This window comes from Maritimimonas sp. 2405UD52-3, from assembly GCF_056591715.1.
The window spans coordinates 79024-94499 of record NZ_JBWQOL010000005.1; the positions used below are offsets into that span (position 1 = coordinate 79024).

General features: G+C 34.4%; 18 protein-coding genes. 5 read left to right on the top strand and 13 right to left on the bottom strand.

Annotation, left to right across the window (positions count from 1 at the left end; genetic code table 11):
- Positions 1–44: 44 nt before the first annotated feature.
- Positions 45–818: a polyphosphate--glucose phosphotransferase gene (gene ppgK / locus AC1EU5_RS12270; RefSeq protein WP_480192690.1), complete on the top strand. Its 774-nt coding sequence runs from the start codon at positions 45–47 to the stop codon at positions 816–818.
- 19 nt (positions 819–837) lie between these two features.
- Here the strand turns inward: ppgK and AC1EU5_RS12275 are convergent, their stop codons facing one another.
- Positions 838–2106: a hypothetical protein gene (locus AC1EU5_RS12275; protein WP_480192691.1), complete on the bottom strand. Its 1269-nt coding sequence runs from the start codon at positions 2104–2106 to the stop codon at positions 838–840.
- A 121-nt stretch (positions 2107–2227) separates the two neighbouring features.
- Here AC1EU5_RS12275 and AC1EU5_RS12280 point away from each other — a divergent pair, with 121 nt between their 5' ends.
- Positions 2228–3328: a hypothetical protein gene (locus AC1EU5_RS12280; RefSeq protein ID WP_480192692.1), complete on the top strand. Its 1101-nt coding sequence runs from the start codon at positions 2228–2230 to the stop codon at positions 3326–3328.
- Position 3329: 1 nt separating this feature from the next.
- Here the strand turns inward: AC1EU5_RS12280 and rlmH are convergent, their stop codons facing one another.
- Positions 3330–3803: a 23S rRNA (pseudouridine(1915)-N(3))-methyltransferase RlmH gene (gene rlmH, locus AC1EU5_RS12285; RefSeq protein WP_480192693.1), complete on the bottom strand. Its 474-nt coding sequence runs from the start codon at positions 3801–3803 to the stop codon at positions 3330–3332.
- 84 nt (positions 3804–3887) lie between these two features.
- Between rlmH and nadC the strand changes: the two genes are divergently transcribed.
- Complete coding sequence (nadC, locus tag AC1EU5_RS12290) at positions 3888–4745, top strand: carboxylating nicotinate-nucleotide diphosphorylase (protein WP_480192694.1); 858 nt, start codon at positions 3888–3890, stop codon at positions 4743–4745.
- A gap of 107 nt (positions 4746–4852) precedes the next feature.
- On the opposite strand, the gene AC1EU5_RS12295 is transcribed toward nadC, so the two are convergent.
- On the bottom strand, positions 4853–5497 hold the full coding sequence (locus AC1EU5_RS12295; RefSeq protein WP_480192695.1) for a protein-L-isoaspartate(D-aspartate) O-methyltransferase: 645 nt from the start codon (positions 5495–5497) through the stop codon (positions 4853–4855).
- 86 nt (positions 5498–5583) lie between these two features.
- Here AC1EU5_RS12295 and AC1EU5_RS12300 point away from each other — a divergent pair, with 86 nt between their 5' ends.
- A complete protein-coding gene (locus AC1EU5_RS12300; RefSeq protein WP_480192696.1) occupies positions 5584–6549 on the top strand; it encodes a Gfo/Idh/MocA family protein in 966 nt (321 codons plus the stop codon).
- 54 nt (positions 6550–6603) lie between these two features.
- A complete protein-coding gene (locus tag AC1EU5_RS12305) occupies positions 6604–7491 on the top strand; it encodes a 3-hydroxybutyryl-CoA dehydrogenase (RefSeq protein ID WP_480192697.1) in 888 nt (295 codons plus the stop codon).
- A gap of 149 nt (positions 7492–7640) precedes the next feature.
- Here AC1EU5_RS12305 and AC1EU5_RS12310 read toward each other — a convergent pair whose 3' ends face one another.
- From AC1EU5_RS12310 to AC1EU5_RS12355, 10 genes are all read right to left on the bottom strand, one after another.
- Positions 7641–8786 (bottom strand): AMP-binding protein, encoded by a 1146-nt coding sequence (locus AC1EU5_RS12310; RefSeq protein WP_480192698.1) that lies wholly within the window; start codon positions 8784–8786, stop codon positions 7641–7643.
- The gene (locus AC1EU5_RS12315; protein WP_480192699.1) at positions 8764–9744 is read right to left on the bottom strand and encodes a CPBP family intramembrane glutamic endopeptidase; all 981 of its coding nucleotides are present in this window, start codon (positions 9742–9744) and stop codon (positions 8764–8766) included. The genes AC1EU5_RS12310 and AC1EU5_RS12315 overlap by 23 nt, the downstream gene beginning before the upstream one ends.
- Positions 9745–9773: 29 nt before the next feature.
- On the bottom strand, positions 9774–10808 hold the full coding sequence (locus AC1EU5_RS12320; protein ID WP_480192700.1) for an o-succinylbenzoate synthase: 1035 nt from the start codon (positions 10806–10808) through the stop codon (positions 9774–9776).
- A 106-nt stretch (positions 10809–10914) separates the two neighbouring features.
- The gene (locus tag AC1EU5_RS12325; protein WP_480192701.1) at positions 10915–11298 is read right to left on the bottom strand and encodes a VOC family protein; all 384 of its coding nucleotides are present in this window, start codon (positions 11296–11298) and stop codon (positions 10915–10917) included.
- Positions 11299–11314: 16 nt separating this feature from the next.
- On the bottom strand, positions 11315–11839 hold the full coding sequence (locus AC1EU5_RS12330) for an SRPBCC family protein (RefSeq protein ID WP_480192702.1): 525 nt from the start codon (positions 11837–11839) through the stop codon (positions 11315–11317).
- A 4-nt stretch (positions 11840–11843) separates the two neighbouring features.
- Positions 11844–12371, bottom strand: coding sequence for an SRPBCC family protein (locus tag AC1EU5_RS12335; RefSeq protein WP_480192703.1), 528 nt, complete (start codon positions 12369–12371; stop codon positions 11844–11846).
- 12 nt (positions 12372–12383) lie between these two features.
- Entirely contained in the window at positions 12384–13061 is a 678-nt protein-coding gene (locus AC1EU5_RS12340) for a metal-dependent hydrolase (RefSeq protein ID WP_480192704.1), read from the bottom strand.
- Between the two features lie 38 nt (positions 13062–13099).
- A complete protein-coding gene (locus tag AC1EU5_RS12345) occupies positions 13100–13996 on the bottom strand; it encodes a 1,4-dihydroxy-2-naphthoate polyprenyltransferase (protein WP_480192705.1) in 897 nt (298 codons plus the stop codon).
- Between the two features lie 20 nt (positions 13997–14016).
- A complete protein-coding gene (locus AC1EU5_RS12350) occupies positions 14017–14679 on the bottom strand; it encodes an SPOR domain-containing protein (protein ID WP_480192706.1) in 663 nt (220 codons plus the stop codon).
- 26 nt (positions 14680–14705) lie between these two features.
- Complete coding sequence (locus tag AC1EU5_RS12355; RefSeq protein ID WP_480192707.1) at positions 14706–15476, bottom strand: (Fe-S)-binding protein; 771 nt, start codon at positions 15474–15476, stop codon at positions 14706–14708.

Consider the following 15476-nt stretch of genomic DNA (forward strand, 5'->3'; position numbering starts at 1 on the left):
TATTAAAAAATAATTGCATTTTCGGCAACGCTAACTAGTAATGAATGGAAATTTTAGGTATTGATATTGGTGGTTCTGGTATTAAAGGAGCCATTGTTGACACCAAAACAGGTGAGTTGCTTACTGAAAGGTATCGTATCCCCACACCCGAAGGTCGTAAGCCTGATGATATTGCAGATACGGTAAAAGCTATTGTTGATCATTTTAATTGGACTGGCAAGGTTGGTTGTGGACTACCAACAGTAGTGCATCATGGAAAGGCTATACAGTATAGTAATTTACATAAAAGCTGGAAAGGTGTTCAGGTAGATTCATTGTTTAAAGAACGTACAGGCCTTAATTTTACCGTTATTAATGATGCCGACGCCGCTGCTATAGCAGCCATGCATTTTGGTGTTGGTAAAGGTCATATGGGATTTGTATTGATGATCACCATTGGTACAGGTTTGGGTTCTGGAGCTTTTTATAACGGTCATCTGATCCCTAATTTTGAATTGGGTAGTTTTCCATATAAGAAGTTTGAGCAAATAGAACATTGGGCCGCTGATTCAGCAAGAAAACGAGATAACTTACCCTTAGAACGATGGGCAAAACGTTTTAATAAATACCTAAAAATCATAGAACGTATGCTTACGCCAGATCAGATTATTATTGGTGGTGGTGCCTCTAAAAAATTCGATCAGTTTAAAGACCTCATCACCATTGATACTCCAGTTATAGCGGCTACTTATCAGAATAATGCAGGTATCGTAGGTGCCGCCTTAGGTGTGGTAGAAGATAGATACCATCAGAAAAAGTTAAAAGAGTCTATACATTAATCTATACTACTCTTAAAGATTAGTTGAAATCTTCATTCTTGAAATGATCATTGATGATGAGTTCACCGTTTTCATTTGTCAGTTTAAGGTAATCTACCTCTCCCGCTCCTAAAAATCGGAATCGTATTCCAGCTACATCGCCAATGGACTGTGTATATTGTTGACTAAGAACATTTTGATCATCAATAAAAATACTTAAGCTTTTATTTTTTGATGAAATTTTGATTTTTCTAAATTCAGAGAAATCCGCTCCTAAAGCAGATAGATCATGTTTTTTGCCATCTAAATAAACATCGCTTAACATCACTCCTATTTCTGAGACACATCCTAAAATAGAAAAGGGTACTACAAATGCACTTTTTGTACCTATAATAACAATAGATGAAGTTTGACAAACAGCCCATTTGTCACTATATATATTTCTAATAGAGGTTGAGAGTTCAAAATTATCTCCAGAAATCTTTACCAGTTCATTTACATAATGAAAGGAGGATCGTAATGGTGTTTCACTAGACTTGATCTCATCTATAATTTCACTTTTAAATGCTAATTTATCTGAAATAATTTGTTCAGTTTTAATATATTTCGGAATGGGTTTATAGTCAATAGTGCCCAACCAACCATCACTTTTAATAAAGAGATCATGTTCTTTGATAATTTTACCATCTATGACCATTTTAGCGCGAAAATAACCCGGATAATAATACTGCCCTGTAGCTCGCTTTTGATCTTTAGTGATTGCTATTGTCTTTGTAGGATCCCAATATTGCTGTATATAAATACTATCTGACCTTACTCCTGTTAAATCAAAGTCAAAAACTACAGAATTTGGCAAACCCAAGGCAATCGGCCTACTTTTAAATTCAATTTTTGAGTAATCTGGTGATTCAATAGTTTTTCTATCTGTTAATGAATAGAGTGATATAAAAAGCAGTGTCATTAGCGCTGCTGAGCCCATAATCACTCCTAAATTGGGATTTATTCTTCTGGCAAAAAAAGATGGTTTTTTAGTATTCCCCTTGATTTTAAAATCTCTCCAATTCAGAAAGCCCGAAAATTGCGCCAAGGTATTTAAGGTGCTAATGCTTGGTGCATTGGCGTATTGTACCTTACCCCACACTCTTTTAAGTGTAGTGGGGCTAAGTAGTACATGCGTTTGCTCCTGAATTTTTTCACTTAATTCAATAAAAACATCATTATGCCATGTAGCAGCATCTCCCCATCCTAACTGAGTTTCTATAAGACGCAAACATCGTTGAACATTATCAAATTCTTCGTAATTATTCATTAGAACAAATTTGATCAAAAAATATTAGTTGAACAACAATGAATGAAATTGAACGGTTTTGTTTTCATAAATGGAAAGGCATTTAAGAGTTTTGGTTCATTATTCTTATTTAATCATTGATATGAAACGTCTACATCTACTTGTCCTAATCTTTTTAATCGGTTTTATCGGTTATGCTCAAGAAATTATCCCCATAGATACAGCCCACTTTAAAATAACATCTAAATCACATGTTATTGAAAATTACAAGGGTAAAAATGCCATCTACTTACAGGCAGGTTCACTAACCTTAAAGGATACTAAATTTTTAAATGGCACAATAGAATATGATATCTACTTAAAAAAAGAACAGGCATTTCCAGGTGTTTACTTTAGAACCGATGGACTTAATGCTGAGCACTGGTATATTCGTCCACATTTACCAGGCAAGCCTGATGCAAATCAAGCCATACCCACCACAAACGGAATTACGTCATGGCAATTGTATTTCGGGCCCAAATATTCATTTGCATATGATTATAAGTATGACGACTGGACACATGTAAAAATTGTTGTTAATGATAATAAAGCACAAGTATTTCTTGATTACAGCGAGGAGCCTAACCTCTCATGGCAACTATTTCATAAAACAGCACCCGGTGATATTGTTTTTACCGGAGGTAATCGCTCAGGGATGCATCTGGCAAATATTAAAGTTGATAAAAGTAAGACCGAATTAAAAAACTTTAAACCTAATGAAAGAAAGCAGCTTGAAAAGCTAATACAAGAATGGCAAATTTCAAATAAGTTTGATGAAAAGCTCTTAAAAAAATCTAGCGCTATTGATTCTCTTATCAAATCACGAAAATGGATGGGTAAAGTTCATGTTGAAGAAGGCACTGCAGCAAATATTTCTAGGTTGATTCAACGTAGAAATAACAAACCTGGCAATACTGTTTTTGCCAAAGTGAAAATCAGTTCAAAGAAGGATCAGTTAAAAAAGTTAGAATTTGGTTATAGTGATCGGGTTGTAGTGATCCTTAATGGAAAACCTTTGTATTGGGGTACTAATGGTTATCGCACAAGAGATTATCGTTATTTAGGCACTGTAGGGCTATTTGATGCAGTATATCTCAACTTAAAGAAAGGAAAGAATACTTTACTGATGGCAGTTTCCGAAGATTTTGGAGGATGGCTCGTTACCGGAAGGTTAGAGGATAACGTTGGATTGACTATAAAATAGACTATTCATGATGATAGGGTTCATTTCGTAAAATAGTGAAGGCTCTGTAAAGTTGCTCCACTACAAAAAGACGAATCATTTGATGTGAAAAAGTCATTTTAGAAAAGGAAATTTTGCCCTGAGCTTTTTTATAAACCTCCTCTGAAAATCCATAAGGCCCACCAATAACCAACACCAATTGCTTTAAACCTGAGTTCATTTTCTTTTGTAGGAATCTTGAAAACTCAATTGACCTAAATTCATGGCCTTTTTCGTCTAATAAAATAAGTTGATCTGAAGGTCCTAGTTTTTTAAGGATTAATTGCCCTTCTTTCTCTTTTTGCTCTGCTTGTGAAAGATTTTTAGCATTTTTCAGATCTGGTATAATATCTAAATCAAACTTAATGTAGTGCTTTAAACGCTGTTGATAGTCATTTATTAATTGTTGCAATCGTTTATCATCGGTTTTACCAATGGCTATTAGTTTGATTTTCACAGGAGCTGCTAAATTTTAAAAATTTATTGGTGGCATTTTATCTGATAAATATAAAACTTATTTTTACGCATCAAATTTTAATACATGATCAGTCAAGAACAATTTCAGCAAGAATTAGAACTAATTATCAGCAATGCAATTCGCGAAGATGTAGGTGATGGTGATCATAGTTCGTTGGCTTGTATTCCTATAGAAGCAAAAGGCAAAGCAAAATTATTGGTAAAAGATGATGGAATTATTGCGGGTGTTGAATTTGCAAAACTCGTTTTTAAGCATGTAGATGCTCAAATGAAAATAGAGACATTGATTGAAGATGGTAATCCTGTAAAATATGGTGATATTGTGTTTTATGTAGAAGGTGCTTCGCAGTCCATATTAAAAGCTGAAAGATTGGTATTAAATGCTATGCAACGTATGAGTGCTATTGCAACAAAAACCAGAAAATTTGTTGATTTATTAGAAGGCACTGGCACTAAAATCTTAGATACCCGAAAGACCACACCAGGCATTAGAGCGTTAGAAAAATGGGCGGTAAAGATTGGTGGTGGTGAAAATCATCGTTTTGCATTGTACGATATGATCATGTTAAAAGACAATCATATTGATTTTGCAGGAGGTATTACCAAAGCGATCGACAAAACAAAGCAGTATCTAAAAGATACCAATCGCGATTTGAAGATCATTGTTGAAGCTCGCGATCTTAAGGAGATTGAAGAAATTTTACAAACCGATGGCGTATATAGAATTCTAATTGACAATTTCAATTATGAAGATACCCGAAAAGCAGTAAAAATGATTAGTAATCAATGCCTAACCGAATCATCAGGAGGTATCAATGAAAAAACTGTTCGTCATTATGCTGAATGTGGCGTTGACTATATTTCGTCTGGAGCACTCACCCACTCTGTATATAATATGGATTTGAGTTTGAAAGCGGTTTAGTAATTATCGTCATTACGAGATTTATAAAATAAATTGAAGTAATCATCTGTCAGAATAGAACTACTAATAAACAGATTGCTTTATTTTATTCGCTATGACGGTAAAATTTACCTCTGGCTTTCTTTTAACATAGGTACAAATCGAAATTCTCCAAACTCATGTTTTTCAAATTCTTTTTTGCCTTTACGGATGAAAAGTGTCATAACTTGAACATCATCCCCCACAGGAATAACGAGCCTACCTCCTATTTTCAGTTGTTGTAGTAGTGGTTTAGGAACGAATGGCGCTCCGGCAGTGACAAGAATTTTATCAAAAGGCGCATATTCAGGCCAACCCTTATAGCCATCTCCAAAATTCAGCTTCTTAGCTACATAGCCTACTTTAGGCAAAAATTTACGTGTTTTATCATATAGCTCTTTCTGCCGTTCTATACTATAGACTTCAGCTTCTAAAGCTACCAAAACTGCGGTTTGATACCCTGAACCTGTGCCTATTTCCAATACCTTATCACCCGGTTGAATTTCTAACAATTCTGTTTGAAAAGCAACAGTATAAGGCTGTGAAATTGTCTGATCTGCCGCAATAGGAAATGCCTTATCTTGGTACGCAAAATCAATAAACCCTGAATCCATAAATAAATGACGCGGTACCTCAGCAATTGCTTTTAATACATTTTCATCTTGAATTCCTTTTGACTTCACAGTTTTAACCAACTGGTTTCTAAGTCCTTTATGTTTGGCAGTATCTTTCATGGCTTGCGTTCGAAATTACGTAAATAATTTTTCAAAAGAACACCTTCATTTTGATTATTTTTTACCTTTACCAAAAATCAGTTTTTATGCTAAAAGTAGGTGTTTTAGGTGCTGGCCACCTTGGTAAAATTCATTTAAAATTATTACAACAATCTGATAAATATGAGCTAGTAGGCTTTTACGATCCTAATCAGGAAAATGCAGCAAAAGTGGCAAAAGAATTTGGGTATACGCCTTTTGATTCTATTTCAGAACTAATTGATGCTGTAGAAGTTGTAGATATTGTAACTCCTACCCTGTCGCATTTTGACTGCGCCAAAGAAGCAATTACCAAAGGACGTCATATTTTTATTGAAAAACCTATTACTAATACAGTTGAAGAAGCTGAAGCCATTAGAACATTAGCTAGCATGCATCATATTCTTGGTCAGGTTGGGCACGTAGAACGCTTCAACCCTGCTTTTACCGCTGTAAAAGATATGATTGAAAACCCTATGTTTATTGAATGCCATCGGTTGGCTGAGTTTAACCCGCGTGGAACTGATGTGCCAGTTGTATTAGATTTAATGATTCATGATATTGATATTATTTTAAGTGTAGTAGACTCAAAAGTGAAAAATGTGCATGCCAGTGGTGTATCTGTTATTAGTGAAACACCAGATATTGCAAATGCACGTATAGAATTTCAAAATGGCTGTGTAGCGAATCTAACCGCTAGTAGAATTTCTTTAAAGAATATGCGAAAGTCACGTTTCTTTCAAAAGGATGCCTATATTTCTGTTGACTTTTTAGAAAAGAAAAGCGAGGTGGTAAAAATGAAAGACGTTCCTGAAAACCCTGATGAATACGCAATGATTTTGCAAAATGCCGAAGGTGTAAAAAAACAGATCTATTTTGAAAACCCTGATATTACACCTAACAATGCCATTTTAGACGAATTAGAAACCTTTGCGGATGCTATAAATACAAATACAAGACCTGTGGTAACACTTACTCAAGGTGCTAAGGCATTGCGTTTAGCACAGGAGATTATTGATAGTTTTAAAAAGTAATTTAAACATAACTTAATGGATTCCTGCTTACGTAGGAATGACAAAAAAAGTAATATGAAAAATATAGCTGTTATAGGAGCTGGAACTATGGGGAACGGTATTGCGCATACCTTTGCCCAATTTGGATACAACGTGCAACTTATTGATATTTCTCAGGTTGCCCTAGATAAAGGCCTTGCTACCATTACCAAAAACTTGGATAGAATGGTTGCCAAAGAAAAAATTACCGAAGCGGAAAAACAAAGTACTTTAACCAACATAAAAACATGTACTTCGGTTAAGGAAGGTGTTCAAGATGCTGGTCTTGTGGTAGAAGCTGCTACCGAGAATATTGACTTAAAGTTGAAGATTTTTAAAGACTTGGACGGGGTATGTGCTGAGGACACTATTCTTGCCACCAACACGTCTTCTATTTCTATTACCAAGATTGCTGCTACTACTAGTAGACCTGATAAGGTAATAGGCATGCACTTTATGAATCCTGTACCTATAATGAAATTGGTAGAAGTTATTAGAGGTTATAGCACTTCTGATGAAGTGACTGCAACTGTTATGGAACTTTCTAAAAAACTAGGTAAGATTCCAGTAGAAGTCAATGACTATCCAGGGTTTATTGCCAATCGTATTTTGATGCCTATGTTGAATGAAGCTATTTATTCTTTATATGAAGGTGTAGCTGGTGTGTATGAAATAGATACCGTAATGAAATTGGGAATGGCACATCCTATGGGACCATTACAATTAGCAGATTTTATAGGCTTAGATGTCTGCTTGTCTATTTTAAATGTACTCTATGAAGGGTTTGGCAATCCAAAATACGCACCTTGCCCTTTACTTGTGAATATGGTTACTGCAGGTAAGCTTGGCGTAAAGTCGGGTGAAGGTTTTTATGATTATTCTGAAAATAGAAAAGCTGAGAAAATCTCGAAACAATTTAGCTAAATTTTATCACACTTTTGACGTCAGCTCGAGTGATTTGCCTTTGGCGAATTCTATCGAGAACTAATCAAAAGTTTCTAAGTTTATTTCTCATTCTCGATACAAATTTTATCCATTTCATTTATAAAATCCACTCGAATTGACGAAGTCTATTAAAAAAACTCGGCTTTTTTCAAAATCAAATCCAATGTTGGTTGACGTTTGATTTTTTTTGTCTCCGTTTCTATAAACTTCGGAATTATATAGACTTCCTTTGGGATTTCATATTTTTTCAAAGACTTAAGATTTCTCACTTTGTTAGAAATGGCATCTAAAATGGATTCTTCGCTTTCTATCACCAGAATTAGTTTCTCACCAAGAATGTTATCTGGAATTCCGGCGGCAAAAAAGCGTTCGTGAATAATTCTTGATAATTTCTTTTCTATTTGCTCTGGAATAAGCTTTACGCCCCCTGAATTAATAATGTTATCATAACGGCCCAGCCATTTGAATTGCCTTTCTGAAACAATGTCAACCAGGTCATTGGTTATAATTCTATTATCTGTAATATTTGGTGCATCTATAATCAGACAGCCTCTAGTATCTTTTGAAATGCTCACATTTGGTAAAACAATATATACGTCACTACAATCTGCTCTTGACAAAGGGGTGATCTGTTCTTCAGATTCAAAAGATTGCTTCGTCCTACTTCCTCGCAATGACGTTCCATTTAGTTTTTTTATTGCTATATGCGTAACTGTTTCTGTCATGCCATAGGTAGCATAAATGTTAGTAGAGCTACTTTGCAGTCTATTTTGCAACTCTTTTGATACTACACCGCCACCTATAATAAGTTTCCTTATTCTATCTAAATGATATATAGAATGATGTACTTGCAATGGCACCATAGCAGTAAAATCGTAGATCTTATCTCCATTTTTTAACGGATTTGAAATTGGCTGAATAATATCTAAATGCCAACCTAGTGTCATGGCTCTAATCAACATCATTTTACCGGCAATAAAATCAGTTGATAAACAAAGTAATGCCGTTGTTTTTGCTTGCAGATCAAAATAAGCACCCGTAGCTAAGGCACTATTGATCATATGCTTTTTTTTTAATTGAGTTTTTTTTGGAGTTCCTGTTGAACCAGAAGTATACGTGATAATGAAATCTTTTTCATCAAACCATTCTTTTAAAAATTCATAACAGCTCTTAGAAATACTCTTACTGAGTTCTAATAAATCAGTAGTCGCATCAAAACTTTCATCGTTTAAACGAAAATCAGGGTGCCATTTATGAAAGTTTTTCAATGTCATAATCGGATTCATTTTCTGCCAATAATATTGGTTTTTCCACTGGCCCCAATAATCGACGTTTCCAGTGATTCCACTTATATTTTTTCGAAAGGGTGAGCAATACTATTGGATAAAAAACAAATACGGGGATCAATATTTCCCAGCCCAGTGAAGGTTCGGATGTGTCAAGATATAGAGCTTCTGTTCTAAAAGCTGTCCAATCAGTAGTAATAAACAAAGCCGCTATAATATTATTCACTGCATGCATTCCAAGAGCAATCTCAGTACCTTCATCCATCAAAGTTGTAATGCCAAAAAGAAGTCCTGTACCAATATAAAACACCATTATACCCCAACCGAGCTCCTTGACTTCAGGATTCGCCCCATGTAATAACCCAAATATCAGCGATGTAATTATTAAAGGCACCCATCTATTTTTAGCAAGCACTCCAATACCCTGCATTAAATAACCACGCATCAACAACTCCTCAAAACTGGTCTGTAGCGGTATAAATAGAAGTGAAATAAGTAATAAGATAAAAAATGGAATGGGCTTAAAGTTCCAAACCAAATTTTCAGGTTCAATTAGAGTCTCTACTGTTAAAAAAGCAATTGAAATACTACCCCATAAAAAGAATGCAAAAAACACACGTTGCCAATCAATTTTTTTTCTACTGGTTGTTATTGACCTCATGGTTCTCTTGTGCAATACTTTTACGCCAATAACCAATCCTAACAAACCAAAAATTAAAGTCAAAAGTACCAACAACAAATACAAGTTAGAGTTCATACCGATAGACATAAATCCATCTTCAGCAGCAACCATAAGTTCATTAAAATCACCTCCTACTTGCATAAAAGCAGCAACTGACAGTGGCATGACACCAATAAATTGCCAAAAAATAGCAATAATAATGATAGTTCCTAAGTAATAGAACCATTCTGTATTTCCTTTAAAACCTTGTTGAATAAAATCCATGAATTAAACTCTTTTCTCAAAAATAAGCTTTACAAATTAAACTGCCATTCATTTTTAGGATTATAATGTAAAGTACCCTGATCAACATATAAAGGTGATTCAAAATTATTAGTAAATAATCCACCAGTACCCAATCCTTGGGGCATTGTAGTTTTTAATGTATGAGTAAACTGTGCTATTGCATTTAAGCCAATATTACTCTCTAATGCCGACGTGATCCACCAAGATGTTCTGTTATTTTTTGAAATGCTAATCCACTCCCTACTACCTTGAATACCTCCAATCAAACTTGGCTTTAAAATAATGTATTGGGGTTGTACTGTTTTAATTACCTTTTCTTTTTCAGCAACATCAAAAACACCTATTAATTCTTCATCTAATGCAATAGGTAATGGTGCTTTTAAACATAATTCAGCCATTTCCTGCCACTGCCCTTGCTTAATAGGTTGCTCAATTGAATGTAAATTATACTCTGAAAGTCGCTTCAATTTTTCTAATGCTTCTTTAGGTAGAAAAGCTCCATTAGCATCAACACGCAATTCAATATCTTTTTCAGAGAATTCTTGCCTTATAAACTTTAAAAGTCCTAATTCAGTTTCAAAATCTAAGGCACCTATTTTAAGTTTTACCGTGGTGAATCCCTGATTGATCTTTTCAACGATTTGTTCTTTCATAAAAGATTGAGAACCCATCCATATCAATCCGTTGATATTGATACGAGCCTTCCCTTTCGTAAAATCAGATGGAAACAATTCAAAACCGCTATGGCTTTTTAATGATAAAAAAGCCTGCTCTATACCAAATTGAATGGAAGGGAAGTCATAGGTTTCATTTAGTAGCCACTCTTTTCCTAAATGAATATTATTACAAATAAATTGTAGCTTTTCTCCATAATCTGGCCTATCATCAGCACTCAATCCTTTAAATAATCCGCATTCTCCTACGCCAGTTTTCTCACCATTCTTAAGAATCAAAAAATAAGTCTCCTTGGTATGCAGAACACCTCGAGAAGTGCCTCCGGGACGTTTAAAGTGAAGTGTGTACTTTTTGAAGCTAGCCTGCATAAATTCTACTTACCGCGAATTTAGCAAATATACTATTTTTGTTATCCTGTCCTTTTAATTTAACAGAAGAACAATCCCTATTACTTGGGTATAGTAAAGGTGTTTTCTAACTCCTTGAATGCAATGCCACTCTATTTCCCTCTGTATCTTTAAACAAAGCCATATACCCTATTTCAGGGCTTATCTGTGTTTTTTCCTTTAAAATGGAACCACCAGCCGCTTCTACTCTACCAAGCTCATTACTCAAATCACTACAATTAAAGTATACCAAAGTACCTTTATCAGAAGGCTGGTAATGCTCTGTATTATGAATTAAGGATCCCCCTGCTCCAGAAGCATTATGGTCTTCTGTTGCCGGAAACCACCCCATTAATGTAGGACCAAATTGTTGAACATTGATTGTAATATCAAAAACTGAGTTATAGAACTTGGCTGCCCTATCCATGTCTGCAACTGGTATTTCAAACCAGCCAACCATTTGTGATTTCATCTATTAAATTTTATGATTAATTAGAATTTTCTATGTATTTCTTAAAATTATCGAGATTTTCCTGATCTAAGTTTTGAAACATTCCCTTAAAATATGGAAACATGCATTTGTAAAGGTACGATGTACCTTTACAAGAAGAATTATTAGTTATTGTGGTCGTGTTGCCATCAGTAATAAAGGTAATATTATCTGTCTTAAACATGCTTTGCGCATCAAACTCTAATCCTACCCGTTTATTTTCTTCAAAAGCCGTAACTGTTTCTTTCATTTCAAATTCGTTACCGCTACCATCTAAAACCACCACCTTATAAGTACTACCTACCTTACCCTCCTTTTCTTCTATAGGCTCAAAGGATTGTATTCCGTTTAACCACTCTTTTAAATTAGTTTTATCGTTAAAGGCAGTGAATACTTCCTCAATAGGTTTATCTATAGTGGTAGATACTTCATATGTAGTTTCTTTCACAACAAGACCTGTCATCAAAAACACGACTAATAGAAGTAGTAAAACTCCAATAATTATCTTTAAAATACGCTTCATACTATTAATTTTCTAGAGTCCTTTTGAGTTTTGTTAAGCCACTTTCAAAATCACCACCAACAGCTTTATCCATATTCATAAATAGCATCATGATACTCACAGGAAATTTGTTGTTTCCTGAAAACCCCCAGGTAACTTTGGTACCACCGTTATCGTCAGCTACGCGTATATAAGCATTTGATTCTGACTTGAAAGGTTTTAAAAACCGAAGGTGCGTTCGTAACTCTTTATTTTCATCAATTCCAACAATTTCCTGCTCACCTGAACCTACCTGCTTATGGTCACTTTCCCAAGCAGAAATAAAACCTACTTCACCATCTGTACCTGTAAATGTTTTTTTCATATCAGGATCTCTCTCTTGCCACGGACTCCAATTATCTTGATTCTTTAAAAATTTTAAATACTGAAAAACCTCAGAAACAGGTTTATCAATAGTAATACTCCTATTTACAGCGTAGCTCTTTGGGGCAATCATTGCTAATACTACAATTAGTAATACAATTGCCAATAAAATGTACAATAATGTTGACATAACGTTTGGGGTTTATATAGTTATACGATTTCCTATATCTAACAGCATCAATTCTTTCTTTTTTGCTGAGAATTTTGACTTGGCTTCTATATGATTGATCTTGATATAACCAAAAGTATCATAATGATAACCTAACACCTTATTGCATTCTATAAAGTCAGATGCCATGATGGCATCATCTATACCCATGGTAAAATTATCGCCTATAGGAAGTATAGCCAAATCTAATTTTACTTTGAGAGGTATTAACTTCATATCATATGTGAGTGCTGTATCTCCGGCAATATAGATGGTGCCTTCATCTGTTTCCAGGATGAATCCTCCAGGTTGACCACCATAACTTCCATCAGGAAATGAGCTTGTATGAACGGCATTGGTATAAGTAACTTTACCAAAATCAAATTGCCAAGAGCCCCCATGGTTCATAGGATGTCCTTCTAACCCTTTTGAACCATAATGCGTAACAATCTCATAATTAGAAACGATCTTGGCACTGGTATTCTTTGCGATAACTTCAACATCTAGAATGTGGTCTTGATGTGCATGCGTAATTAAAATATAATCAGCCTTTAATGCATGTACATCAACTTTTTTGGCAAGTTCATTACCCGTGATAAACGGATCAATGATTAAATGCTTTCCTGAAACTTCTATAGCAAGACATGCATGCCCTAAATATGTAATATGCATCGGTTAGTTTTGATTATAAAGTTAATCAAAAAAATAAATTATAGTATTTGACCTAGTCCGAAAAGGATTGCAAAAAGAAATGTGCTTAAGGCTAATTTTTTAAGTTCTGGGTCTAATTCAGCCGGGCTTGTATTCTTGTAAACTGTATATAAATGCTTAAAAACAGGAATAAAAGCAATAACAAACAAAAACTGGTAATAAGACTCAAAACGAATTATTGTATAGAGTAAGGTCAATAAAAATGCTGTAATTAGTATATAATAATGATAGTATCTAGCAAATTCATCTCCTATTTTTACAACCAATGTTCTCTTACCTGATTTTTCATCAGAAACCCTGTCACGCATATTATTTAAGTTAAGAACACCTACACTTAATAGACCTATCGATATTGCGGGCAGAAATACAAGAAAACCTAATTGCTTAGTAAATAAAAAGTAACTACCAACTACACTTACCAATCCGAAAAACAAAAAGACAAAAAGATCTCCATAACCACTATAGCCATAGGCTTTTTTACCCATAGTATACTTAATAGCTGCGGCTATACTAGCCAACCCTAATAATAGAAATACAGATATGTAGAAAATATTTTCTTCACCAAATGCTAAATAAATCAAAATCAATGCAATAAAAAATGTTATCGTACTAGACACTTGAATTGCTCTTAACATTTGTTTAGGCGTAATTTCACCACTCTGCAAGGCTCTTTCTGGGCCAATTCTATCTGCATTATCAGTGCCTTTTACACCATCTCCATAGTCATTGGCAAAGTTGGAAATTACCTGAAACCCTATTGTAGCGAGTAGCGCAAAAAGAAAAATTTTCCAGTCAAAATATCCTTTAGCATAAGCTAAAGAACTACCTATAATAATTCCAGAAATTGATAAAGGTAGTGTTCGTAAACGTGCAGCTTTTATAAAAGCCTTTAGCATATCTTAAAAATAAGCGCTTCTTAGTTTAAATAATGCGTTTCTTCACTGAGCTGTAAGGCTTCTCTAATATTTACCGGATCTCCATACGACTGCGCAATCACAAAACAATCTTTAAAGCCAAGTCTTCTCAAATCCTCTTTTAACTGCTTGGCTTCTTTATAAGTAATAAAATTGCCAATAGCATACTTATTCAAACCTCCTTCCCTAAACTCTTTCATATGTGCTAAATCATCTGAAAAGAGATTTGCCTTAAAATTGGTAAATGCCCCTATCTGCACACTATAAACTATGGTTTCTCCTGCCAATCCTGATTCTCCTTCTTCTTCAAGTTCAATATATTCTTCATCTCCATTAATTCCACCAGAAATACTGTCGTTTAGAGCAAATGTATCTGAATCTGTATTGCGAAGTTGCTCAAGGCTATCTGTATCAATCAATGTCAAGTTATTCTTAATCAAGTAATTTTGATCAACACCATTTTTTTTATCCTTACCTAAAAAAGACCATAGAAAAAGTAGTAACAGTAATAATCCAAAAATCCCAAGAATTATACGGTGCTTCTTAAGTATAGAATTATTCTCTTCTTCTTCTTTTAAAAGGTCTGAGAGTTTACCAATAGTTTGGTTGGCCTTGTCAACTTCTTCATAGATGTTAACGAGGTTTTTATCTTTTATATAAGGCATTGTTTGGTAGGAGTTTTTTGCAAATACTAAGCATTTGCTATGAGTTCAACAATATCTAAAACTTTTATTTCGTTTTCTTTCTCTTTATTTTTAATACCATCTGTCATCATTGTATTGCAATATGGGCAACCTGTAGCAATAATTTCAGCCTTGGTCTTTAAGGCATCTTCTGTTCTTAATACATTAATATCTTTATTCCCTTTTTCCGGTTCTTTAAACATTTGTGCACCTCCAGCTCCACAGCATAAAGCTGTAGACTTATTGCGATGCATTTCTACAAAGCTAACATCTAACTCTCTGATCAAATCCCTTGGAGCATCATATTCTTCATTTGCACGTCCTAAATAGCAAGGATCATGGAAAGTTACTCTTTTATTCTTAAAAGCATTACCTTCAATCTTTAATCGTCCGTCTTTTATGAGCTTTTTAATATACTGCGTGTGATGATATACTTCATAAACACCACCAAGACCTGGATATTCATTTTTAAATGTATTGAATGAATGTGGATCACATGTAACAATAGTTTTTATTTCATATGCATTCAATATTTCAATATTTGTTATTGCTTGCATTTGAAATAAAAACTCATTACCAGCCCTTTTGGCAGCATCGCCAGTACTACTTTCTTCAGTACCCAACACAGCAAAATTAACATTGGCCTTATGTAATACTTTTACAAAAGCCCTTGTAATTTTCTTTGCCCTATCATCATAACTACCTGCAGAACCTACCCAAAACAACACTTCAGGTTGTTTACCTTGAGCAATCATTTCTGCCATGGTTGGTACATCCAT